Consider the following 21,053-nt stretch of genomic DNA (forward strand, 5'->3'; position numbering starts at 1 on the left):
CCAAAATAAAGTCTGCCAGAACAATCAACCACGGGGCAGATAAGAATTTTATAAGGAGGTCAATTATGCAGAAAGAAGCTTTAGGAATGATTGAAACCAAAGGTTTAGTTGGCGCAATTGAAGCAGCCGATGCCATGGTTAAATCAGCAAACGTAACATTAGTAGGATACGAAAAAATCGGTTCCGGTTTAGTTACAGTTATGGTAAGAGGTGACGTAGGAGCTGTTAAAGCATCTGTAGACGCAGGTACAGTTGCTGCAGATAAAGTTGGTACAGTAGTTTCCAGCCACGTAATCCCAAGACCACATACAGACGTAGAAAAGATCTTACCACAATAGAGTTAGTCCTTGTCTGATCAATTATTAATGGAGGTATAATTCAATGAAAGATGAAATGATGGCTAAAATCATGGACGAAGTTATGAAAAAAATGGGTGGCACAGATGCTCCTGCTCAGAGTATGGCTTGCGAAGCTCCTCAGGGAATCAATGAAGACCTTTGCGGTTTAACAGAGTATGTTGGAACAGCTATGGGACACACAATCGGTTTAGTAATCGCTAACCTTGACTACAGTGTTCATGAATTATTAAAGATCGACCCTAAATATCGTTCAATCGGTATCCTTGCAGATCGTACTGGTGCAGGTCCTCAGATCTTCGCAGCAGATGAAGCTGTTAAAGCTACAAACACAGAAGTTTGCATGATCGAGTGCCCTCGTGATACAGAAGGCGGCGCTGGACATGGATGCTTAATCGTATTCGGTGCAGAAGATGTTTCTGATGCAAGAAGAGCTGTAGAAGTTGCATTAAGCTTCGTTGGCAAACACTTCGGTGATGTATACGGAAACTCCGCTGGACATCTTGAGTTCCAGTACACAGCACGTGCTTCTTACTGCTTAGAGAAAGCATTTGGCGCAGTTGTTGGTAAAGCATTTGGTATCACTGTAGGAGCTCCTTCAGGTATTGGTATCGTATTAGCCGATACAGCTTCTAAGACAGCTACTATCGATCCTATCGCTATCGCTACACCAGGTAATGGTGGAACATCCTTCTCTAACGAGGTTAACTTCTTCTTCACAGGAGATTCAGGAGCAGTTAGACAGGCTATCATTGGTGCAAGAGAAGTTGGTAAACAGTTACTCAAAGCTTTAGAGCCAAGTGAGCCACTGGAATCTGGTACTGTTCCATATATCTAAGAAACGCTCTGATTTTTAAAGCTTCTTTATACGGGGTGAGAGCCGCATAAGGAATAATGCATGAGATATCCATAAAGCGGGGGTGAGAGCCTGCAAGTGGATATTGTAATCCTTTTATTTGAATAGATTTTAAATAAAAGATAGTTTAATTGAGAATTTGAGAGGTGTTGAGACCGTGAGAAGTAAACGTTTTGAATATTTAGATCAAAGACCTGTTAACCAGGATGGTTATGCAAAAGAATGGCCAGAAGTAGGCTTCATTGCCATGAACAGCCCATTCGACCCTACTCCATCTATCAAGATCGTAAACGGCGAAGTCGTTGAAATGGATGGAAAAGCAAGAGAAGACTTTGATATGCTTGATGCATTCATCGCTAAATATGCTATTAACCTTGACTTTGCAGAAGAGGCTATGGCTACAGATTCTCTGCAGATCGCACGTATGTTAGTAGATATTAACGTACCAAGAGCAGAGTGCTTAAAATATACTACAGCAGTTACACCTGCTAAGTTAGTTGAAATCGTTGGTAACCTGAACGTACTCGAAGTAATGATGGGTATTACTAAGATGAGATGTCGTTTAAAACCAGCTAACCAGTGTCACGTTACAAACGTAAAAGATAACATGATCCAGATCGCAGCAGATGCAGCAGAAGCAGCTGTTCGTGGATTCGCTGAGATGGAGACAACAGTAGGTATCGTACGTTACGCTCCATTTAACGCTATCGCTATCATGTTAGGTGCTAACGTTGGACGTCCTGGTATCCTTACACAGTGTGCTGTAGAAGAAGCTACAGAGCTTGACTTAGGTATGAGGGGTTACACCGCTTACGCTGAGACAGTATCCGTATACGGAACTGAAGACGTATTCATGGATGGTGATGATACTCCTTGGTCCAAAGCTTTCTTAGCATCCTGCTACGCATCTCGTGGTGTTAAGATGAGATTTACATCTGGTACTGGTTCAGAAGTTCAGATGGGTATGGCAGAAGGAAAATCCATGCTTTACCTTGAGGCTAGATGTCTTGGTGTTACTCGTGGTGCTGGTGTTCAGGGAACTCAGAATGGTTCCGTATCTTGTATCGGTGTTCCAGCCGCTGTACCTGGTGGTATCCGCGCCGTTGCATGTGAGAACTTAATCGCTGCTATGCTTGACCTTGAGAACGCTTCTTCTAATGACCAGACATTTACACATTCTGATCTTCGTAGAGTTGCTCGTTCTATCCCTCAGTTCATTCCTGGAACTGACTATATCTGTTCCGGATATTCTGCAACACCTAACTATGATAACATGTTCGCAGGTTCTAACTGGGATGCAGACGATTATGATGACTGGGTAGTTATCCAGCGTGACTTAAAAGTAGATGCTGGTCTTCTTCCTGCAAGAGAAGAAGAAGTTGTTGCAGCACGTAATAAAGCTGCAAGAGCTATTCAGGCACTGTTCCGTGAATTAGGTTTACCTGAAATTACAGACGAAGAAGTTGAAGCTGCTACATATGCTCGTGGATCACAGGATATGCCAGACCGTGACGTTGTAGCTGACCTTAAAGCTGCTACAGATATGCTTAACCGTGGTGTTACAGGTATTGATTTCGTTAAAGCTCTTTACAAGGGTGGATTCGAAGACGTTGCAGAGTCTATCTTCAACATTCAGAAAGCTAAAGTTGTTGGTGACTACTTACATACAGCTTCCATGCTTGATGATAAGTTCCATGTAATTTCTGCTGTTAACAGCCCTAACTGCTATGAAGGACCTATGACAGGTTACCAGATCAGCCCAGAACTTTGGGAGAAACTGTCTGATATCCGTACTGCAGTAGATCCGGCTAAACTTTAATCGAGTAAGGAAGGTGAACCATAATGGCAATTGATGAAAAATTATTAAAAAGTGTTATCGCTGAAGTTCTTAAAGAAATGAACACAACTTCCTCAGCAGCAGCTGAAGAAGCTTATGAATGCCCTGGTATGCAGATCACTGAAATTGGTGACGCTGAAAAAGGTACAAATCCTAACGAAGTTGTTTTAGGTTTAGCTCCTGCATTCGGAGAATCCCAGACAACTAACATCGTTGGAATCCCTCATGCAGAGATCGTTAAAGAGATCATGGCTGGTTTAGAGGAAGAAGGAGTTTCCTGTAGAATTGTTAAAGTTTACAGAACATCCGATGTATCTTTCATCGCTCATGATGCTGCTGAGTTATCAGGATCAGGAATCGGTATTGGAATTCAGTCCAAAGGTACAACTGTAATCCATCAGAAAGACCTTCCACCGCTGTCTAACTTAGAGTTATTCCCACAGTGCCCACTTATTGACCTTGAAACATACAGAGCAATCGGAAAGAACGCTGCTCAGTACGCTAAAGGTGAATCACCAAATCCGGTACCTGTAAAGAATGACCAGATGGCAAGACCTAAATTCCAGGCTTTATCCGCTGTACTGCACATCAAAGAAACAGAGCATGCAGACAGAGATAAAGCTCCTAAAGCTCTTAAAGTTGTATTTAAATAAACGGAGGTGTCAATCGTGGATCAGGAATTATTAGTAAGACAGATTATGCAGGAAGTTATGAAAAACATGCAGGGTTCTGCCGCAGCCTGCGAATGTGAAGGCAAGGTTACGGTTGAAGATTACCCACTGGGAGAGAAAAAACCAGAATTAATCAAAAGTGCTTCTGGAAAGTCTTTAGATGAGTTAACATTACAGGGAGTTATCGACGGTAAGTTAGACGCTAAAGATTTCCGTATCACAAAAGATACTCTGGAATTACAGGCTCAGGTTGCTGAATCTGCTGGACGTGGATTCTTCGCAACAAACTTAAGAAGAGCTGGTGAATTAATCCCAGTACCTGATGCAAGACTTCTTGAGATTTATAACGCTCTTAGACCATATCGTTCAACAAAAGCTGAATTATATGCAATCGGTGATGAGTTAATCAATGAGTACGGTGCTACAGTAAGTGGTAACTTCGTTAAAGAAGCTGCTGATATTTACGAAAAACGTAACCGTTTAAGAAAATAATTAGTTGATTGATTTCAACGGAGGTATGAGAAGTGAAATTAGTTGCGGGCGTTGATATTGGCAATGCAACAACGGAAACTGCAATTGCCAGAATTGATGGTAAAAATGTGACGTTTCTTTCTAGTGGTATCACAGGTACGACTGGAATCAAAGGAACGAAGCAGAATATACATGGAGTTTTTCAGTCACTGAAGAATGCCCTTGATCAAGTAGGCTTTGAGATCAGTGATCTTGATGAAGTTCGTATCAATGAAGCCGCTCCCGTTATCGGTGATGTCGCTATGGAGACAATCACAGAGACTATTATCACAGAATCTACTATGATTGGACACAATCCCAATACTCCTGGTGGTATTGGGATTGGTGTTGGAACATCTCAGAGAATTGATCGTTTAGATACGGTTAAAGAAGCTGAGGATGTGATTGTGGTTATTCCGGCAGAAGTTTCCTTCGAGACTGCCGCTGTGCTCATTAACCGATATAATAAAATATTTAACATTACAGGTGCCATTGTCCAGCGCGATGATGGCGTTTTGATTAACAACAGGCTTGAAAAGAAGATTCCTATCGTTGATGAGGTGGGTATGATCGATAAAGTACCTCTCGGAATGTTATGTGCAGTAGAAGTTGCACCTGTTGGTGGAGTGGTAGAAGTACTCTCTAACCCATATGGTATCGCAACATTATTTAAACTGTCAGCGGAAGATACAAAACAGGTTGTACCAATTGCCCGCGCGTTAATCGGAAATCGTTCTGCTGTTGTCATTAAAACACCGGAAGGAGACGTAAAAGAAAGACGTATTCCAGCCGGTTCTATTGAAATTATTGGCGAGAAGAAGAAAGTAATCGTTGGTGTAGAAGAGGGAGCCGAAAAGATGATGGAGGCGGTAAACAGTATTCCTGTTATCGAAGACATCAAAGGTGAACCGGGAACGAATGCCGGCGGTATGCTTGAAAAAGTTCGTCAGGTCATGTCAAATCTTACAAACCAGCATCCAAAAGATATTAAGATTCAGGATTTACTTGCAGTAGATACTTTTAATCCTCAGAAGGTAAAAGGTGGTCTGGCAAATGAATTTTCACTGGAAAGTGCAGTAGGGATTGCTGCGATGGTAAAAGCAGATCGTCTTCAGATGAAGATGATTGCAGAAGAGTTGACAGATCGTTTAAAGATTCCTGTATATGTTGGCGGTGTTGAGGCAGATATGGCTATTAAAGGAGCTTTAACGACGCCTGGTACAAATGTACCACTTGCCATAGTAGATATGGGAGCAGGATCAACGGATGCTTCAATTAAAGACAAAGAAGGAAATGTAAAGCTTGTCCATCTGGCAGGAGCCGGAAATATGGTAACTTTACTTATTCAGTCAGAACTAGGGCTGGAGGATTTCAATACAGCAGAAGATATTAAAAAGTATTCTCTTGCAAAAGTTGAGAGCCTTTTCCATATCCGTCACGAAGACGGAACAGTTCAGTTCTTCGAAAAACCGTTAGATCCAAATGTATTTGCAAAGGTTGTCTTAGTCAAAGAAGAAGGAGAGCTTGTTCCAATTGAGGGACAGGATTCCATGGAAAAGATTAAGATGGTAAGAACCAATGCAAAGAAGAAAGTATTTGTAACAAATGCGATTCGTTCATTAGCGAAGGTAAGTCCTACCGGTAATGTTCGTGATATCGAATTTGTAGTATTAGTAGGTGGTTCTGCACTCGACTTCGAGGTGCCGACTCTCGTAACTGATGCATTATCACAATATAATATAGTAGCTGGTCGAGGAAACATTCGCGGATGCGAAGGCCCTCGTAATGCGGTAGCAACAGGACTTGCGATGTCTTGTGCTGATGTATAGGAGACAATTATGGAAGGAAGCAATACAGTAATTGATAACAGACCTTCAGTGAAAGTTTTTTATGACTGTGATCACCTTTCTGAAGCTGATTTTGTCAGTGTCCTTCTTGGAATCGAAGAGGAAGGTATCCCCTATGATGTTCAGGCAGAGCATTGCAGTTCCGTATTAGAACTTGCACATAATGCCAGCTTGAATTCAAGATTAGGGGTGGGCGTTGGTATCAGCAAAGAAGGCGTTGTTCTTCAGCATGAGAAGCTGGATAAGGCGGCCCCTCTTTTTAAGATTAAGTTATATCAGACAGAGCTGTTCCGGAAAATCGGCGCTAATGCCGCAAGACTGGTAAAGAAAATGCCATTCAAAGTTCTGGATTAAGGCTTTACAATCAATTAATTCTGAAATGTGAGGAGGTGTGAAGGTGTCTAACAATAAATGTCTTGGTTTCATTGAAACCTTTGGTTTAGCTGCCTGTGTGGCAGCAGCAGATGCGGCTGTTAAGTCTGCTAATGTAAGACTGCTTGGTTATGAATATGCAAAAGGCGGCGGAATGTGTACTGTAAAAGTAGAAGGTAACGTCGGAGCATGTAGAGCAGCAATTGCAGCAGGTAAGAAAGCAGCAGAAGCAGTTAACGGTTCATTAAGTGGAACAAAGAGTACACTGTTAAAGGCAAGACCGGCAGACGGCATGAGAGAATTACTCGTAGACAACAGAGAAACTGTTGGTGGAGATATCGCTCTTGCAGAAGGTTATCGTCCAAAGGGCGATACTAAGAAAGCGGTACTTGTAAAGAACTGGAAACCAAAAACAGAACCAGAGGTTGAGGTAGTAACCGAGGAAGCACCTGAACCGCCTGTAGTGGAAGAATCCGAAGAAGAAGAGCCGACATCAGAAGAACCTGAAACGGAAGAGGTCAAAGAGGAAGCTCCTGTAGAGGAACCAAAAGCAGAAGAATCTGCAGAGGAACCTCCTGTAGAAGAAGCTCCAGTGGAAGAAGCTCCTGTAGAAGAGCCGAAGGCAGAAGAACCTGCACCAGAAGCTCCGGCAGAAGAGACTCCAGTAGAGAAACCGGAAACAGAGGAAGCAGCACCTGAAGAGACTGAAACGAAGAAAGATTCTGATAAAAAAGCAGAAACTTCTAAAGGAAAGACTTCAACAGGAAATAGAAGAAGCAGATCCAGAAGAAAAAAGAACACCGATAATAACGATAACAAATAAATCGGAATAATCGGCTCTGGATTATCAATTTAGAAATCAGGCAAGGAAAGGCTTCCCGCCTTTCCTGCCATAGTATCAATAATAACGTACTTTTTGTACATACAAATATGCGCAATGGATGCATGTGGATACCGAGACAGACACATGCAATCCTGACAATAATGATTCGGTATTCGAACATTAGAATGAATAAGGGGATCACATGAACGATTACAATAACGTTTTAGTTGGATTTTCGGAGCTTATCAAAAATGAAGAATTTCGTCCCTATGAAGGGGATTTGAGATTGGGTGTCGATCTTGGAACCGCCAACATTGTAGTATCTGTTGTAGATTCCAATAACACACCAATTGCCGGGGCCTCCTATCCGTCCACGGTTGTACGGGATGGAATCGTTGTGGATTTCATGGGTGCATCCAGAGCGGTCAGAAATATGAAAGCCAAGCTGGAAGACCTGATGGGAGTGGAGTTTTACGAAGCTGCCACAGCTGTTCCGCCGGGAATTATTTCTGGAAATGTAAAGGTAATTTCTAACGTAGTTGAATCTGTTGGACTGGATGTAATCAATGTTGTTGATGAACCAACTGCTGCCGCCTCTGTTCTTGGTATTACAAACGGAGCAGTAGTGGATGTCGGTGGTGGAACGACCGGTATCAGCATTCTCAAAGATGGAGAGGTTATCTTTACAGCAGATGAGCCTACAGGTGGAACACACATGACTCTGGTTCTTGCTGGAAGTCTTGGATGTTCCTTTGAAGAGGCCGAGAGAATCAAAAAAGATCCGAAACAGGAAATGCTGGTATTTCCTGTGGTTAAACCGGTAATTGAAAAGATGGCAGCAATCGTTGCCCGTTTTATCCAGGGATACGATGTGGACGTTATTTATGTAGTAGGCGGTGCCTGCAGCTTTAAAAAGTTCGAGAGTGTTTTTGAGAAGGAAACAGGGGTTAAGACGATTAAGCCGAAAGAACCTTTACTGGTTACTCCATTAGGAATTGCCATGAACTGCAATAAGCAATAGGTGGCATAATGAATAGAAAAGAATTTGAAGAAGCGCTTATGTCAACCATTGTGGAATACATTTCAGATCAGGTCATCTTACGATACGCACAGGCCTGTAAGAAGGCAACAGTTCTTTTCTCCGGAGCTTTGATCGGATATAAGGATGCAGTAACATCCTTAAATGAACTGAAAAAAGACGGCTGGACATTGACAGCAGTACTGTCAAAGGCAGCAGGAGAAGTAATTACAGAAGAACGTATCAAAAATGACATTGATCCGGATGCCATTTATGTTGAGGGCGCTCCGGTTAACGGCAGACAGATTGTAGACGACAGTCAGTTTGTAATTATTCCGTCTCTGACAATTAATACAGCCGCAAAGGTTGCAAATTGTATCAGTGATAATCTTCTTACCAATATGATTTCCAGAGCGATGGCTACAGGAAAGCCAATCGTGGCAGCAATTGATGGCTGCTGTCCGGATAACAAGGTAAGAGAGCAGTTAGGCTTTAAAGTAACAGAAGCTTATAAAGCGAAAATGCGGCATAATCTTGAAGATATGCTCGCATACGGAATCACATTGACTACAGACTATAGTCTGTGCAGTAAAGTAAATGAAGTTTTCTCTGCAAAGATTTCTCTTCCGGCACTGGATAACAGTAAGCCGGCACCAAAAAAAGAGAGAATCGTTTCCGCAAAGATGGAGCCGGCAGTACAGTCAGTAAGCCAGCCTGTTAAAAAAGCGGGAGCATCCGGCAGTGTAAAACTTGATAAAAAAGTAATCGGCAGAGTCGATATAGCAAAGAATGCGAGATTTAAAACAATCGTTGTAAGACAGGATGCATTAGTTACCGGTCTTGCAAAAGACGAAGCTTTAAATCGCGGAATTACGATTGTAAAAGAGTAAGTAGGTGAAGACATGTATTTAGGTAAAGTGATTGGTACAGTAGTTTCTACTGTTAAGGCTCCAAGCCTGACCGGCAGTAAGTTTCTTATCGTTGAAAAGATCAATCAGGATCTTACAGCAAAGAAACAGACAGAAATTGCTGTTGATACTGTTGGAGCCGGCGATGGTGAAACCGTAATTGTCGTAGGCGGAAGCTCCGCACGTATGTCAGATGGTAAAAAGACTGACCTGCCAGTAGATGCTGCGATTGTCGGCATTGTCGATACCGTAGAAATATCACAGTGTTAAGGGTGTGAATAATGTCAAATATTTATACAAAAACAGGTGATAAAGGAACAACGGGTCTGTATGGTGGTTCCAGAGTTGACAAAGACAGTTTAAACGTTGATGCTTACGGAACTGTCGATGAAGCAATCTCTTCTTTGGGAGTGGCTTATACCCTGACTGATTCACCGGAAATAAAAGAATATATTAATCATATTCAGAAGAGGATGTTCCAGGCAGGTGCTGAATTAGCCAGTGATGCAAGAGGAATGGAAATGCTCAAAGATAAGATCGGGGAAGCTGATATCAAATACCTCGAAAATATCATTGATAAATCCACCGAAGTGAACGGGCTGATGCGAGAATTCGTAGTACCTGGAGTTAATCCTTCCTCCGCAGCCTTACATGTTTCAAGAACAATTGTAAGACGTGCAGAGAGAATAATGACAGCACTGGCAAAACAGGTTCCTGTTCGTGAGGAGTTACGCAAGTATATCAATCGTTTATCCGATGCATGCTTTGCAATGGCTCGTCTCGAAGAGGCAAGAGCAAAAGATCAGGAGATCGAAGAATTAAAAGACACAGTGAGACAGGTAGTTGAAACCTTAGGATCTATGAGAAAGGAAGAAAACAGCATGGATATGTCAATGGAAAGCTTGAAAAAGATGGCTGGATTCATAGAAGAAAAGGCAAAAGAAATTGGTGTTCCAGTTGCATTTTCCGCAGTAGATGAAGGTGGAAACTTATTATACTTCCAGCGCATGGAAGGAACCCTTTTGATCAGTACAAAGGTGTCTCAGGATAAAGCATACACTGCCTGTGCTTTAAAGTGTCCGACATGTGATCTTGCTGATGTGACGAAACCAGGTGAGAGCCTGTGGAGTCTTCATAATTCTGGTGATGGCAGAATTATTTGTTTTGGAGGCGGATACCCGATCAAGAAAGATGGCAAAGTAATCGGAGCTATCGGAGTAAGTGGTGGTACCGCTGAAGAGGATATGGCAGTAGCGACATACGCATTAGAAAAAATGCAAGGAGGAAAAGCATAATGAATATCGATGTTGAATTAATTGAAAAAGTCGTTAAAAAAGTTTTAAACGATGTTGAGACTGGCTCCTGCGAAAGTGAATATGGATATGGTATCTTTGATACTATGGATGAAGCAATCGAAGCTTCCGCAAAAGCACAGAAAGAATATATGAACCATTCCATGGCTGACAGACAGAGATACGTTGAAGGTATCAGAGAGGTTGTTTGTACAAAAGAAAACCTTGAGTACATGAGTAAGCTCGCAGTAGAAGAAAGTGGAATGGGTGCTTATGAATATAAAGTAATCAAAAACCGTTTAGCAGCAGTTAAATCCCCAGGTGTTGAAGATTTAACAACAGAAGCTTTATCAGGTGATGACGGACTTACATTAGTTGAGTACTGTCCATTCGGTGTAATTGGTGCTATCGCTCCTACAACAAACCCTACAGAAACAGTTATCTGTAACTCCATCGCAATGCTCGCTGGTGGAAACACTGTAGTATTTAGCCCACATCCACGTTCAAAAGGCGTTTCCATCTGGTTAATTAAAAAACTGAACGCTAAATTAGAAGAACTGGGCGCTCCTAGAAACTTAATCGTAACTGTAAAAGAACCATCTATCGAAAACACAAACATCATGATGAACCATCCAAAGGTTCGTATGCTTGTTGCTACAGGTGGTCCTGGAATCGTTAAAGCAGTTATGTCCACAGGTAAGAAAGCTATCGGAGCTGGTGCTGGTAACCCTCCAGTAGTAGTAGATGAGACAGCTGATATCGAAAAAGCAGCAAAAGACATCGTTAACGGATGTTCTTTCGATAACAACCTTCCATGTATCGCAGAGAAAGAAGTTATCGCTGTAGATCAGATCGCTGACTACTTAATCTTCAACATGAAGAACAATGGCGCATACGAAGTAAAAGATCCTGAAATCATCGAAAAGATGGTTGATCTCGTAACAAAAGACAGAAAGAAACCAGCTGTTAACTTCGTAGGTAAGAGCGCACAGTACATCCTTGACAAAGTTGGAATCAAGGTTGGACCAGAAGTTAAATGTATCATCATGGAAGCTCCTAAGGATCATCCATTCGTACAGATCGAGTTAATGATGCCTATCCTTCCTATCGTTCGTGTTCCTAACGTAGATGAAGCTATCGACTTCGCTGTAGAAGTAGAACATGGTAACAGACATACAGCTATGATGCATTCTAAGAATGTAGATAAACTTACAAAGATGGCAAAAGAAATCGAAACAACTATTTTCGTAAAGAATGGTCCATCTTATGCAGGTATCGGTGTTGGCGGAATGGGATATACAACATTCACAATTGCCGGACCTACAGGTGAAGGTTTAACATCTGCTAAATCATTCTGCCGTAAGAGAAGATGTGTATTACAGGACGGTCTCCATATCAGAATGAAATAATTAAGAGGTGAGTTAAATGGAAAAAAACCTTATTGATATCATTGCAAAATCCGGTATCGTTGGTGCCGGTGGTGCAGGTTTTCCTACTCATGTAAAAATGAATGCTAAGGCTGAATATGTCATCATTAATGGTGCTGAATGTGAACCGTTATTAAGAGTCGATCAGCAGCTTATGGCCGTTGAGACAAAGAAAATTCTTGATGCATTAAAGCTCTGCATGGAAGCAGTAGGTGCAGACAAGGGTGTAATTGCCTTAAAAGGTCACTATGAAGCAGCAATTAACAGCTTTAACCAGCTCTTGGGAGAGTATGAAGGCATTAGCCTTCATCTCCTTCCAAACTTCTATCCAGCTGGTGATGAACAGATTACAGTATACGAAGTTACGGGAAGAATTGTACCAGAAGGTGGAATTCCTCTACAGTGTGGAGTTATCGTTTCCAATGTAGAGACCATGCTTAACATTTACAATGCTTACTTTGAAGATAAACCAGTTACAGATTCTTATGTGACATTTGCCGGTGAAGTAAAGAATCACATTACATTGAAACTGCCACTTGGTATGACAGTAAAAGAAGCATTAGACCTCGCTGGAGGAGTTACCGTAAACGGACCATATGTCGTAATTAACGGCGGTCCTATGATGGGTAAACATGTTGCGTTAGATTCTAAGATTACAAAAACAACAAAAGGCTTAATCGTATTACCGGAAGACCATCCGTTAATTCAGGATGTAAAACTTCCAATACCTAAGATGCTTCATATGGCAAAAGCTGCATGTTGTCACTGTAGTATGTGTTCAGAAGTATGTCCTCGTCATCTGATCGGACATAGAATTGAACCAAACAAGACTATCAGATTTGCAAGCTACGGAAGCTTATGCGATGGTTCTGATACACCAATGATCGCATTCTTATGTTCAGAGTGTCGTCTTTGCCAGTATGCATGTATCATGAACCTCCAGCCTTGGAAGGTAAATCATGAACTGAAAGGTATCATGGCAAAACAGGGTATTAAGAGTACATTGCATAACCAGCCAGAATCAGTACATCCAATGAGAGAGTACAAACGATTCCCTATTAAGACGTTAATTGCTCGTCTTGGACTGACTCAGTATAATGTGCCAGCTCCTCTGACAGAATTAACAACAGAGATAGATCACGTATCTATTCCTGTAGGACAGCACATCGGCGCACCTGCAGTTCCATGTGTAAGTGTTGGTGATACCGTTGTAAAAGGCGATGTGATCGCTCAGCCTGCAGAAGGTAAATTAGGTGCTTGTATTCATGCTAGTATCAGCGGTACAGTCAAAGCAATCGCTGACGGTTGTATCTCAATCGAAAAATAAAGGATGGTGTTTACACAGTGAGAAAAGCAGTTGGATTCGTAGAAATTAAAAGCATTCCTGTTGGTATCCAGACAGCAGATGAAATGGTTAAAGCAGGTAATGTAGAATTATTACTGTCTACACCAATTTGTCCTGGTAAATATGTAATTATTGTTGGCGGACATGTAGGTCCTGTAAAAGCTGCTATGAGCAAAGCTGAACTCGTAAGCGGAATTTACTTAATCGACACACATATCCTTGACAATATTCGTGAAGAAGTTCTCCCAGCTATTGCTGGAGTAACTCCAACTCAGCAGATCCAGGCAGTTGGCGCAATTGAGACAATTTCCGCTTTAACAGCAATTATTGCAGCCGATACAGCAGTAAAGGCTTCCAAAGTCAGCATCGTTGACTTAAGAATTGCCAGAGGTTTAGGCGGTAAAGGATACTTAGTAATCACAGGAGAAGTATCCTCTGTAAGATCAGCAGTTAATGCATGTCTTGCAAAATTAGGAATCAGTGGAGAAGTAACATCTACTTCAATTATTCCACGTCCACATCCACAGATTGTTGAAAGTTTATTGAAGTAATAAGCCCTCACATCATGGATAGTTAATTATAGTAGTTATAATCAACTTAAGTATATAGGAAAGGTTGTCCGCATAAATCGGGCTTTCGCCTCAGCCATACAGGGCCAGGAGGGAAAGATTCCCGTAGGCGGGCAGCCTTTTTCAGCTATAAAAGGAATTAGTTCCAAGAAAAAAAGAAGTCCTAATTTCAATATAGACAAGATAAAAAAGAGGATTATAAAGTAAGTATCACAAAAGTATCTTGTGAATTAATATAGACAAAACAAAAATAATGTGAAAAAATATAAACAGATATATAACAAAAATATAAAAGGACAGGAGTAAAAGCAAAATGGGAAAAACATATATTCCAATCACAGAAGCTAACAAAAAGAACATCTTAAACTTCATCGGTATGTGCCGCATGAACGGATTAGAAGGAATGGCAGAGCCATCATTTTCATTTAAAGATAACAGAGAAGAAATTGGAACAGTAATCTTTGATGTATTCTATAGCTGCAGAGGAATCACAGAACCATCCTGGAATATGACAGTTAAAGTAGACAGCGATGTACGTTTCCATGACAGCGCAGCATCGAAAGCAGGAGAAACATACTGCTATTTAGATTCTTACAGAATCGAAAAAGATAGTCTTGAATTCAAGACAAAAACATCAAAATTCAACGTATTTTCTTTCTAAGATTATTATTTAATTCATTAGGAGGGAACAGACGAAAATAAAAATAATAGACCATTGCAAATATAAAGATATCACTGCGTAGAAAATGCCTGTTCGGCATTTTTACTTGCTCTCACATTATATTTGCAATGGTCTATTATTTTTATTTTCTGTGTTTTGGTAGCAAAAACTTTAATTTTAGCAGTAGAACTTTATATCTTCTGTCACAAATGCTTGTTTCCATTTAGTACAAATGAGAAAAAACTGAGCAGATATAAATTCCATTAATTCATTTAGCTCTTTATTTGAAATTTTACTTCCATTACTGGCTAAAATACAGCCTCCTGATTTTGTAAGCCATATTTTTGTTGCATTAGGTGTTGGTTTGCCTTTAGCTACATGAACATGAATTGGTTCGTTATTTTCATTAGACCAAAAATATACGCTATATCCACTTACCATAAATAGTTTAGGCAATTTGAATCCCTCCATTTTCAGCATATTTGTACAACAAATGTGCGTTACTGTGTAAAAGTTCTTCAAACATCTCTATTTCTTCATCGGAATAGCCTATTCTCTCTGTCCATTTATAATCTGGTAATTCACATCTTGCAGAATCAAAGCCATTTTCAGTTGGACGTTCAAAATTTACTATTACTTTCTTCATGCCATCTTTTTCAATGATTTGAGAATGAACAATTTCTGTTTCATCTGCTAATGTCATATATGGATACATCATATCTTTCACCCCATTTCATATTCTTAAATTATAGTGTATTAGTATTATACTACAAAACATGAAATATTTTTACTATTTAATTCATTAGGGAACAGACGAAAATAAAAAGAATAGACCATTGCAAATATAAAGATATCACTGCGTAGAAAATGCCTGTTCGGCATTTTTACTTGCTCTCACATTATATTTGCAATGGTCTATTCTTTTTATTTTCTGTGTGTTGGTATCACATGGAATGAATGAAATAGTCTTTGGTGAGAGAAGGGGGAGAGGTCAGGAGACTATTCTTGCTCGGAAGATATCTCTATCAGAGATTTTTATTGAGAAAATGGCATCAGAATAAGCCACAACCTTCTGTCCCCTTCCCCATCTCTTTCCCAAAGACGATTGCATTCATTTCTTCTGGAGCCAAAACACAGAAAAAGAAACAATACTCTATCCCAGATGCGGCTTCGGAGCGTGTTTAAGATGCGGATGAGCATCTTAAGTACAGCGACTACAGAGCAGATGGGATATGGTATTGTTTCTTTTTCGTCTATTTCTCTAGAATAATACATTTACAATATCTTCAATGACTTCTTTAATATCATTATAAGAATCCCATTTTTCAAACAGAACCTTATCGATCGTAACAGAAGTAAACTTCGCCTTTGTGCGGAGTGTATTATCTTTGATGCAGTCAAAGTCGGCTGTATCCATATCACCACATACGCGGCTGAAGTTTACGCAGGCTGCAAAGCCAAAGCATTCTCGTAAAATATCAAGAGCAAGGCTTTCTTTATAGCCATTTGTAATCTTATATTCAAGCTTCGCATCTTTTTCCCAGTATTCAAAGAAGAACTCAATATAGTAAGTATAGAGCATCTCGATAAGGGAGATGAGATAAGCGACATAGTTCTTTCGATGCGTTTCCGTATCAAATGGGCGGACAGCTGCGGAGCAGGCCTGGGAAATAATATTTGCAATGATGAATCCGAGATCGTATGAAAACGGTGCCCCAAAGGTATATTCCATATCGATAACTTTCAAATGTGTATCATCTGCAAAGATATTAGAAGTATGGAAGTCGCCATGAATCAATGTTTCTGACTTGCTCATAAAGAGATGGCGCAGTTTATATCTCTGGAATTCAAGATTTGGGTCAAAGCGAATCGACTTGCAATATTCTTCAAATTCCGGACCGCAGGCAGGGTCGTACTGATCTGCTCCGAAAATATTGAGGAAGATGCCGTTCTCCATAACAACACGCAGTTCTGCGTTCATAAAATGTGCGAGAAGCTTGCGGTATTCTTCTGTTGGAAGATAGAATTCTGAGGTATAAAAATGTGTGGCGGCAAGATACTGTGCACCCTGCTTTGCCAGTTCCGGGAAAAGATGATTTTTATTCATTTGGAAACGAATGAGCTTTAGATTTGAAACATCTTCCATAATAAATACATTGTTTTCCGGGTCGCCAAGATACAGAGCGGGAACATACTGCGGAACAATCTTTGCCCTAAGTTCCATAATCTCGTACTCGAAACGGTTACGAGTCGGAGTGAGGGCACGCCCACGCCGTTTTAATTGTTCTGTGGACTGCTTTACAATGTAAGAATGTCCATCGGCATCATTGACGCGAAAAACGTAGTTACAGTAACCATCCCCTTCCACGTCTTCACCGAGGTCGCCTTCTCCAATCATAGAAACTTTAACCGGCTCTTTTAACTGCAGGGAAGGCACATGCTCTTTTATATAAGAAAGAATATTTTCCTTTGTAAGAATAATCATAATGTGCCTCCCTTTTATAATTTCAAATCTTTAATATTTCTACAGTAGATTTCTTCTATAGTAAGGATGTCCTGAATAAATTCATCAATAGAATTATAAGATTCCCATTTTACAAGCATTTCCCTGTTTAAAATGATAGAGAAACATTTAGCGTTGTGACGCTGTACATAATCGTCAATATCATCGTAATCCGGATATGGAATAAGATCGCAGATACGACCAAGCATTGCACTTGCAGCAAAGCCGATAAACTCGCGAAGAGCTGTCAGGCAGAAGTCTTCGGCAAGACCCGGAATATTCTGGTACTCAGGCTTGCAATCTTCTTTGCAGTACTGTGTGAAATATTCACAATATTTCACATAGGTTTCACGAATCATAAATAGGCAGTATGCTTTAAATTCCTTACGAGCTCCTTCTGTCTCAAATGGACGGAAAGCAGCGGCAGCATACTGTGCGATAAAGTTCGCAGTAAAATATCCCATATCATAAGCAAAAGGTCCGAAGAAGGAATACTCCATGTCGATTACCTTTGCTTCAGTCTGGCTGGCAAAAATATTGGAGGTATGCAGGTCGCAGTGAATCAGGCATTCTCCCTTAGACATAAAAAGATGTCTCAGTTTTTGTCTTGCTAAGAGAACAGCAGGGTCTGCACAGATTCTCTTGGAAAATGTAATGAATTCCGGATCAAGAGGTCGTCCGACGGTATCCTCCGGTGTTACACTTGTAAGGAACATGCCGACTTCCATAATCTTTCGCATAGTTGTATTCATGAAATGAACACTCAGATCACGAAAACACTTTGTATCTAAATAATATTCAGATGTGTAAAACTGTGTTGCTGCCATATATCTTGCAATCTGGTCTGCAAGCTTTGGATAAGTAACACCCTTTAAAAGCTGGAAGCGGGAGATTCGAAGATAGGAAACATCTTCTGTAATAAATACACGATTCTCCTCATCACAGTCATATAACTTCGGAATCAGATCTGGTACGATCGCAGCACAGATCTTCATGGCATCGTATTCCAGCTTATAGCGGTTTAAATCCAAAGTGAAGCTACCCTTAGAACGAGCTTCCAAAGTAGACTGCTTTACAATTAAATGATGCTCTCCGTCAGAAACACGATAGACAAAGTTAATAAAACCATCTCCGTCTTCTTCTACACTACCTTCTCCAATTGCAGAAACTTTAATGTCTCCATCTGGATTAAAAAAATCGAGCCTTGACTTCACATAATCAACGACATTCTCCTTTGATAGTGTAATCAAGCCTACCACCCCCTGTTCTAATCAAAATAATCATCGGCATAACGGCTTTTATTCTCTTCCCTGTACTTATTCACCATATCGTGGAATCCCTGAGACAAAGCCTCCACACCTTCTCCGGTATAGGAACTCACCTCAAAAATAGTCGTACATCCGGCAAGCTCCAGATAGGAACGAGCCTGCTTTGGATTCGAATCATCCTTATCAATCTTCGTGATAACACCGACAACCGGTTTTTCAAACTTACTTGTAAGCCCACCGGAAAACCAGCAGTCCTCACTGCTAGAATCCTGTACCAGTCCGATAATATCCGCATCGTGGGAAGTGATGGTCAAAGAACCCCAGTATCCCCTCTGCTGCATATATTCACCCGGCGTATCAATAAAATTGCCAATATACTCCACTGCCTGCGTCTTATCATACTTAATCTCTTCATCAATAAGACGCTGAATCAGCGTAGTCTTGCCCGCTGCCGACGGACCAATCAACATAATTTTCATAAAAAAATAATCTCCAAACTAAAGTGTATCTAAATCAAGTCTTTGTAATAGAAACGGTATCAAAACCGAGCTTATTATAGAAGGTGGTAATAACACTGTTTAGTGCAGATTCCACATTAGAAGTAGAACCTACAATAATAACAGAACCAGAAAAACGGTCTACAAAACCTAACTTAATAGAAGCCGCCTTCGTACAAATATCTGCCGCAATAATTGTTGCCTCAGAAGGAGTGATTGTCAAAATACCGATCGCATCATGATAATCATCCGGCAGACCAAGCTTCTTATAAACAGAAGCCTTTGGACGGGTTACCATATGAGCAAGCGTAATCTGCTTACCCGGAACATACTCCTGAATAATACGGGACTTATCATCTGAATTAACCCCGTTATTGATCATATCCTTCGTCATGGATTCCTCCTTTCGTTATCCATCAATCTGTTTTTATCGTTCATATCAGTAAACCGTTCTACAGCTAAAAAGTAGCCACAGAGAACAAGATTTGTCATATCAATGCAAATAAATGTAAAAAGCAGACCAATGCACACACTAATCCATCATGATTTATGCTATATGTGTATATTATATAAAAATGTGTCCGTAAAGTAAATGCAACTCCGTCATAAATTACAAGTATTCTTTTGTGATTTTACAAGAAGAGAGGAAGGGGAATAACAATTTAATTCATTAGAGAAAACAGACGAAAAAAGAAATAATACCATATCCCATCTGCTCTGTAGTCGCTGTGTTTAAGATGCTTATCCGCATCTTAAACACGCTCCGAAGCCGCATCTGGGATATGGTATTATTTCTTTTTTCTGTGTTTTGGCTCCAGAAGGAATGAATGCAATAGTCTTTGGGAAGGAAAAGGGGGGAGAGGTCAGAAAGGTTCCTGCTTGCTCGGAAGATGTATCGTCAGAAGATTATTTTCTCGCTCTTTAACGAGCGATAAGAGAGAAAGGACTTGTCATTTTACAAAAAAGTAAAAAAATCGCCTTTATATTTATCGTACATTCTAATTCAAGAACGCCTCGGTATTCTTGCTGCGAGGTATGTGTCATATAACGTATGACATACATTTTGAGAAAAACGATATGTTGCGACAAGATAATGATAAATGTATCATGTACAGTGATATTATCTTATCATCAGTGAAACTTGAAAAAAGTCAGCATAGTGGAGAGACCATCGCAACTGTAATGTGAGAGCGGGTAAATAAAATTCCATGACAGAGATATCTTCCAAGTAAATAGTAGACTTCTGACCTCTCCCCTTTTATCTACCCAAAGACTATTGCATTCATTCCATGTGAAGCCAACAAACAGAAAATAAAAAGAATAGACCATAGTAAATGTAATGTGAGAGCAAGTAAAAATGCCGGACAGGCATTTTCTACGCAGTGATATCTTTACATTTACTATGGTCTATTCTTTTTATTTTCGTCTGTTTCCCCTAATGAATCAAATAGTTATTATCCGGAGGGTTTTTAAACACATTCTAGTATTCATAATGTCCCCGACAGGATAAAATTTTAATATTTTGAAGTTCGTCAATTTCATAAACTAAGCGATTTGCTTCATCAATTCTTCTTGAATATCCAGGACGATATTTTAATTTTTCTGGCTTTCCAGTTCCCTTCATGGCTCCATTTGCTCGTATATCTTTTAAAAGAGAGTTAATTCTTTTCATTGTTTTCTTGTCCTGAATCTGCCAATAAAGATAATCCTCAAATGCTTCCTTTGTAAAAGTGAAATCATTCATCTGCCATGCGCTCCAGTTCTTCCATAGACTTTATGACAACTTCCCCTTGTTTTAATTGTGCGAAACTCCTATCTAGTTTTGCTAAATATTCTGCATTACGCTTTGCTCTTTGAAGTTCATTATATTCCTGTTCCGAAATAACAACTACATTTTTATTTTCTTTCCTTGATACGACAATGGTTTCACCGTTAAATGCTAAATCAAAATATTTTTTTATATTTGCCCTAAGATCCATTTGCTTTGTTGCTATCATATATATCTCCTTTCTGTACCAAAAAAAGTACGGTTTTTAGTACCTTTATTTTATTATATTATGCTCGAAGAATCAATGGATTATTAAAAAATTCATAAAATCCAGAGGAATTCTTAAATTACATAACAGCCAAGTCATTGAAATAGCCAATCTGTTCTGTCCTCCCCCTCAGCCTGTCCGAAAACCTTATTTTTAGGCATAAATTTAGCCCCTTTCCTTCATCTGTGACATTGAAAACTGAATAAAATACACAGGATGAAGAAAGAGGCTTATGCCTGTTCCATCAATTCCATCAT

General features: G+C 40.1%; 24 protein-coding genes. 16 read left to right on the forward strand and 8 right to left on the reverse strand.

Annotated elements, in window-relative coordinates:
* The first annotated feature begins 65 nt into the window (after positions 1-65).
* From pduA to FYJ25_RS11010, 16 genes are all read left to right on the forward strand, one after another.
* A complete protein-coding gene (gene pduA / locus FYJ25_RS10935) occupies positions 66-338 on the forward strand; it encodes a propanediol utilization microcompartment protein PduA (RefSeq protein WP_005344403.1) in 273 nt (90 codons plus the stop codon).
* 43 nt (positions 339-381) lie between these two features.
* Positions 382-1,194, forward strand: coding sequence for a propanediol utilization microcompartment protein PduB (pduB, locus tag FYJ25_RS10940; RefSeq protein WP_021907063.1), 813 nt, complete (start codon positions 382-384; stop codon positions 1,192-1,194).
* A 175-nt stretch (positions 1,195-1,369) separates the two neighbouring features.
* Positions 1,370-3,031, forward strand: a complete 1,662-nt coding sequence (locus tag FYJ25_RS10945; protein ID WP_330578345.1) for a propanediol/glycerol family dehydratase large subunit — start codon at positions 1,370-1,372, stop codon at positions 3,029-3,031.
* 23 nt (positions 3,032-3,054) lie between these two features.
* A complete protein-coding gene (locus tag FYJ25_RS10950) occupies positions 3,055-3,702 on the forward strand; it encodes a propanediol/glycerol family dehydratase medium subunit (RefSeq protein WP_154581313.1) in 648 nt (215 codons plus the stop codon).
* Positions 3,703-3,717: 15 nt separating this feature from the next.
* On the forward strand, positions 3,718-4,212 hold the full coding sequence (locus tag FYJ25_RS10955; RefSeq protein WP_227083969.1) for a diol dehydratase small subunit: 495 nt from the start codon (positions 3,718-3,720) through the stop codon (positions 4,210-4,212).
* A 32-nt stretch (positions 4,213-4,244) separates the two neighbouring features.
* Complete coding sequence (locus FYJ25_RS10960) at positions 4,245-6,059, forward strand: diol dehydratase reactivase subunit alpha (protein ID WP_227083968.1); 1,815 nt, start codon at positions 4,245-4,247, stop codon at positions 6,057-6,059.
* 9 nt (positions 6,060-6,068) lie between these two features.
* The gene (locus FYJ25_RS10965; RefSeq protein WP_021907066.1) at positions 6,069-6,431 is read left to right on the forward strand and encodes a glycerol dehydratase reactivase beta/small subunit family protein; all 363 of its coding nucleotides are present in this window, start codon (positions 6,069-6,071) and stop codon (positions 6,429-6,431) included.
* Between the two features lie 43 nt (positions 6,432-6,474).
* Positions 6,475-7,272, forward strand: a complete 798-nt coding sequence (locus FYJ25_RS14770) for a BMC domain-containing protein (RefSeq protein ID WP_154581314.1) — start codon at positions 6,475-6,477, stop codon at positions 7,270-7,272.
* A 202-nt stretch (positions 7,273-7,474) separates the two neighbouring features.
* The gene (eutJ, locus tag FYJ25_RS10975; protein ID WP_021907068.1) at positions 7,475-8,293 is read left to right on the forward strand and encodes an ethanolamine utilization protein EutJ; all 819 of its coding nucleotides are present in this window, start codon (positions 7,475-7,477) and stop codon (positions 8,291-8,293) included.
* Positions 8,294-8,301: 8 nt separating this feature from the next.
* On the forward strand, positions 8,302-9,180 hold the full coding sequence (locus FYJ25_RS10980; RefSeq protein ID WP_021907069.1) for a flavoprotein: 879 nt from the start codon (positions 8,302-8,304) through the stop codon (positions 9,178-9,180).
* 12 nt (positions 9,181-9,192) lie between these two features.
* A complete protein-coding gene (locus FYJ25_RS10985; protein ID WP_021907070.1) occupies positions 9,193-9,468 on the forward strand; it encodes a EutN/CcmL family microcompartment protein in 276 nt (91 codons plus the stop codon).
* An 11-nt stretch (positions 9,469-9,479) separates the two neighbouring features.
* Positions 9,480-10,493 (forward strand): cob(I)yrinic acid a,c-diamide adenosyltransferase, encoded by a 1,014-nt coding sequence (locus tag FYJ25_RS10990; protein ID WP_021907071.1) that lies wholly within the window; start codon positions 9,480-9,482, stop codon positions 10,491-10,493.
* Positions 10,493-11,899, forward strand: a complete 1,407-nt coding sequence (locus FYJ25_RS10995; protein WP_021907072.1) for an aldehyde dehydrogenase family protein — start codon at positions 10,493-10,495, stop codon at positions 11,897-11,899. Before FYJ25_RS10990 ends, FYJ25_RS10995 begins: the two co-directional genes overlap by 1 nt.
* A gap of 16 nt (positions 11,900-11,915) precedes the next feature.
* Positions 11,916-13,244: an SLBB domain-containing protein gene (locus FYJ25_RS11000; RefSeq protein WP_154581315.1), complete on the forward strand. Its 1,329-nt coding sequence runs from the start codon at positions 11,916-11,918 to the stop codon at positions 13,242-13,244.
* A gap of 17 nt (positions 13,245-13,261) precedes the next feature.
* Positions 13,262-13,813: a BMC domain-containing protein gene (locus tag FYJ25_RS11005; RefSeq protein WP_021907074.1), complete on the forward strand. Its 552-nt coding sequence runs from the start codon at positions 13,262-13,264 to the stop codon at positions 13,811-13,813.
* Between the two features lie 331 nt (positions 13,814-14,144).
* Positions 14,145-14,492, forward strand: a complete 348-nt coding sequence (locus FYJ25_RS11010; RefSeq protein WP_021907075.1) for a hypothetical protein — start codon at positions 14,145-14,147, stop codon at positions 14,490-14,492.
* A gap of 177 nt (positions 14,493-14,669) precedes the next feature.
* Here the strand turns inward: FYJ25_RS11010 and FYJ25_RS11015 are convergent, their stop codons facing one another.
* The 8 genes from FYJ25_RS11015 to FYJ25_RS11050 form a co-directional block, all read right to left on the reverse strand.
* A complete protein-coding gene (locus FYJ25_RS11015) occupies positions 14,670-14,948 on the reverse strand; it encodes a DUF4160 domain-containing protein (protein WP_243145738.1) in 279 nt (92 codons plus the stop codon).
* On the reverse strand, positions 14,941-15,195 hold the full coding sequence (locus tag FYJ25_RS11020; RefSeq protein ID WP_330578346.1) for a hypothetical protein: 255 nt from the start codon (positions 15,193-15,195) through the stop codon (positions 14,941-14,943). The genes FYJ25_RS11015 and FYJ25_RS11020 overlap by 8 nt, the downstream gene beginning before the upstream one ends.
* Positions 15,196-15,753: 558 nt before the next feature.
* Positions 15,754-16,977 (reverse strand): phosphotransferase, encoded by a 1,224-nt coding sequence (locus tag FYJ25_RS11025; RefSeq protein ID WP_154581317.1) that lies wholly within the window; start codon positions 16,975-16,977, stop codon positions 15,754-15,756.
* Positions 16,978-16,991: 14 nt separating this feature from the next.
* Complete coding sequence (locus tag FYJ25_RS11030) at positions 16,992-18,245, reverse strand: phosphotransferase (protein WP_154581318.1); 1,254 nt, start codon at positions 18,243-18,245, stop codon at positions 16,992-16,994.
* Positions 18,246-18,262: 17 nt separating this feature from the next.
* A complete protein-coding gene (locus tag FYJ25_RS11035) occupies positions 18,263-18,742 on the reverse strand; it encodes a EutP/PduV family microcompartment system protein (protein WP_021907080.1) in 480 nt (159 codons plus the stop codon).
* 34 nt (positions 18,743-18,776) lie between these two features.
* Positions 18,777-19,154 carry a BMC domain-containing protein gene (locus FYJ25_RS11040; RefSeq protein ID WP_005351801.1) on the reverse strand — a complete coding sequence of 126 codons (378 nt, stop codon included), beginning with the start codon at positions 19,152-19,154 and terminating at the stop codon, positions 18,777-18,779.
* Between the two features lie 1,086 nt (positions 19,155-20,240).
* Entirely contained in the window at positions 20,241-20,504 is a 264-nt protein-coding gene (locus tag FYJ25_RS11045) for a Txe/YoeB family addiction module toxin (RefSeq protein ID WP_096241294.1), read from the reverse strand.
* Positions 20,497-20,757 carry a type II toxin-antitoxin system Phd/YefM family antitoxin gene (locus FYJ25_RS11050; RefSeq protein ID WP_021907082.1) on the reverse strand — a complete coding sequence of 87 codons (261 nt, stop codon included), beginning with the start codon at positions 20,755-20,757 and terminating at the stop codon, positions 20,497-20,499. Before FYJ25_RS11050 ends, FYJ25_RS11045 begins: the two co-directional genes overlap by 8 nt.
* Positions 20,758-21,053: the final 296 nt, after the last annotated feature.

Origin of the sequence: Anaerobutyricum soehngenii (assembly GCF_009697165.1) — a bacterium.
GTDB classification, from domain to species: domain Bacteria; phylum Bacillota; class Clostridia; order Lachnospirales; family Lachnospiraceae; genus Anaerobutyricum; species Anaerobutyricum soehngenii.

What these genes read in the sequence shown, in the direction of transcription:
- pduA (WP_005344403.1), top strand. Translation starts at nt 66, where the DNA reads ATGCAGAAAGAAGCTTTAGGAATGATTGAAACCAAAGGTTTAGTTGGC.
- pduB (WP_021907063.1), top strand. Translation starts at nt 382, where the DNA reads ATGAAAGATGAAATGATGGCTAAAATCATGGACGAAGTTATGAAAAAA.
- FYJ25_RS10950 (WP_154581313.1), top strand. Translation starts at nt 3,055, where the DNA reads ATGGCAATTGATGAAAAATTATTAAAAAGTGTTATCGCTGAAGTTCTT.
- FYJ25_RS10965 (WP_021907066.1), top strand. Translation starts at nt 6,069, where the DNA reads ATGGAAGGAAGCAATACAGTAATTGATAACAGACCTTCAGTGAAAGTT.
- eutJ (WP_021907068.1), top strand. Translation starts at nt 7,475, where the DNA reads ATGAACGATTACAATAACGTTTTAGTTGGATTTTCGGAGCTTATCAAA.
- FYJ25_RS10980 (WP_021907069.1), top strand. Translation starts at nt 8,302, where the DNA reads ATGAATAGAAAAGAATTTGAAGAAGCGCTTATGTCAACCATTGTGGAA.
- FYJ25_RS10985 (WP_021907070.1), top strand. Translation starts at nt 9,193, where the DNA reads ATGTATTTAGGTAAAGTGATTGGTACAGTAGTTTCTACTGTTAAGGCT.
- FYJ25_RS10990 (WP_021907071.1), top strand. Translation starts at nt 9,480, where the DNA reads ATGTCAAATATTTATACAAAAACAGGTGATAAAGGAACAACGGGTCTG.
- FYJ25_RS10995 (WP_021907072.1), top strand. Translation starts at nt 10,493, where the DNA reads ATGAATATCGATGTTGAATTAATTGAAAAAGTCGTTAAAAAAGTTTTA.
- FYJ25_RS11000 (WP_154581315.1), top strand. Translation starts at nt 11,916, where the DNA reads ATGGAAAAAAACCTTATTGATATCATTGCAAAATCCGGTATCGTTGGT.
- FYJ25_RS11010 (WP_021907075.1), top strand. Translation starts at nt 14,145, where the DNA reads ATGGGAAAAACATATATTCCAATCACAGAAGCTAACAAAAAGAACATC.
- FYJ25_RS11020 (WP_330578346.1), bottom strand. Translation starts at nt 15,195, where the DNA reads ATGACATTAGCAGATGAAACAGAAATTGTTCATTCTCAAATCATTGAA.
- FYJ25_RS11025 (WP_154581317.1), bottom strand. Translation starts at nt 16,977, where the DNA reads ATGATTATTCTTACAAAGGAAAATATTCTTTCTTATATAAAAGAGCAT.
- FYJ25_RS11035 (WP_021907080.1), bottom strand. Translation starts at nt 18,742, where the DNA reads ATGAAAATTATGTTGATTGGTCCGTCGGCAGCGGGCAAGACTACGCTG.
- FYJ25_RS11040 (WP_005351801.1), bottom strand. Translation starts at nt 19,154, where the DNA reads ATGACGAAGGATATGATCAATAACGGGGTTAATTCAGATGATAAGTCC.
- FYJ25_RS11045 (WP_096241294.1), bottom strand. Translation starts at nt 20,504, where the DNA reads ATGAATGATTTCACTTTTACAAAGGAAGCATTTGAGGATTATCTTTAT.
- FYJ25_RS11050 (WP_021907082.1), bottom strand. Translation starts at nt 20,757, where the DNA reads ATGATAGCAACAAAGCAAATGGATCTTAGGGCAAATATAAAAAAATAT.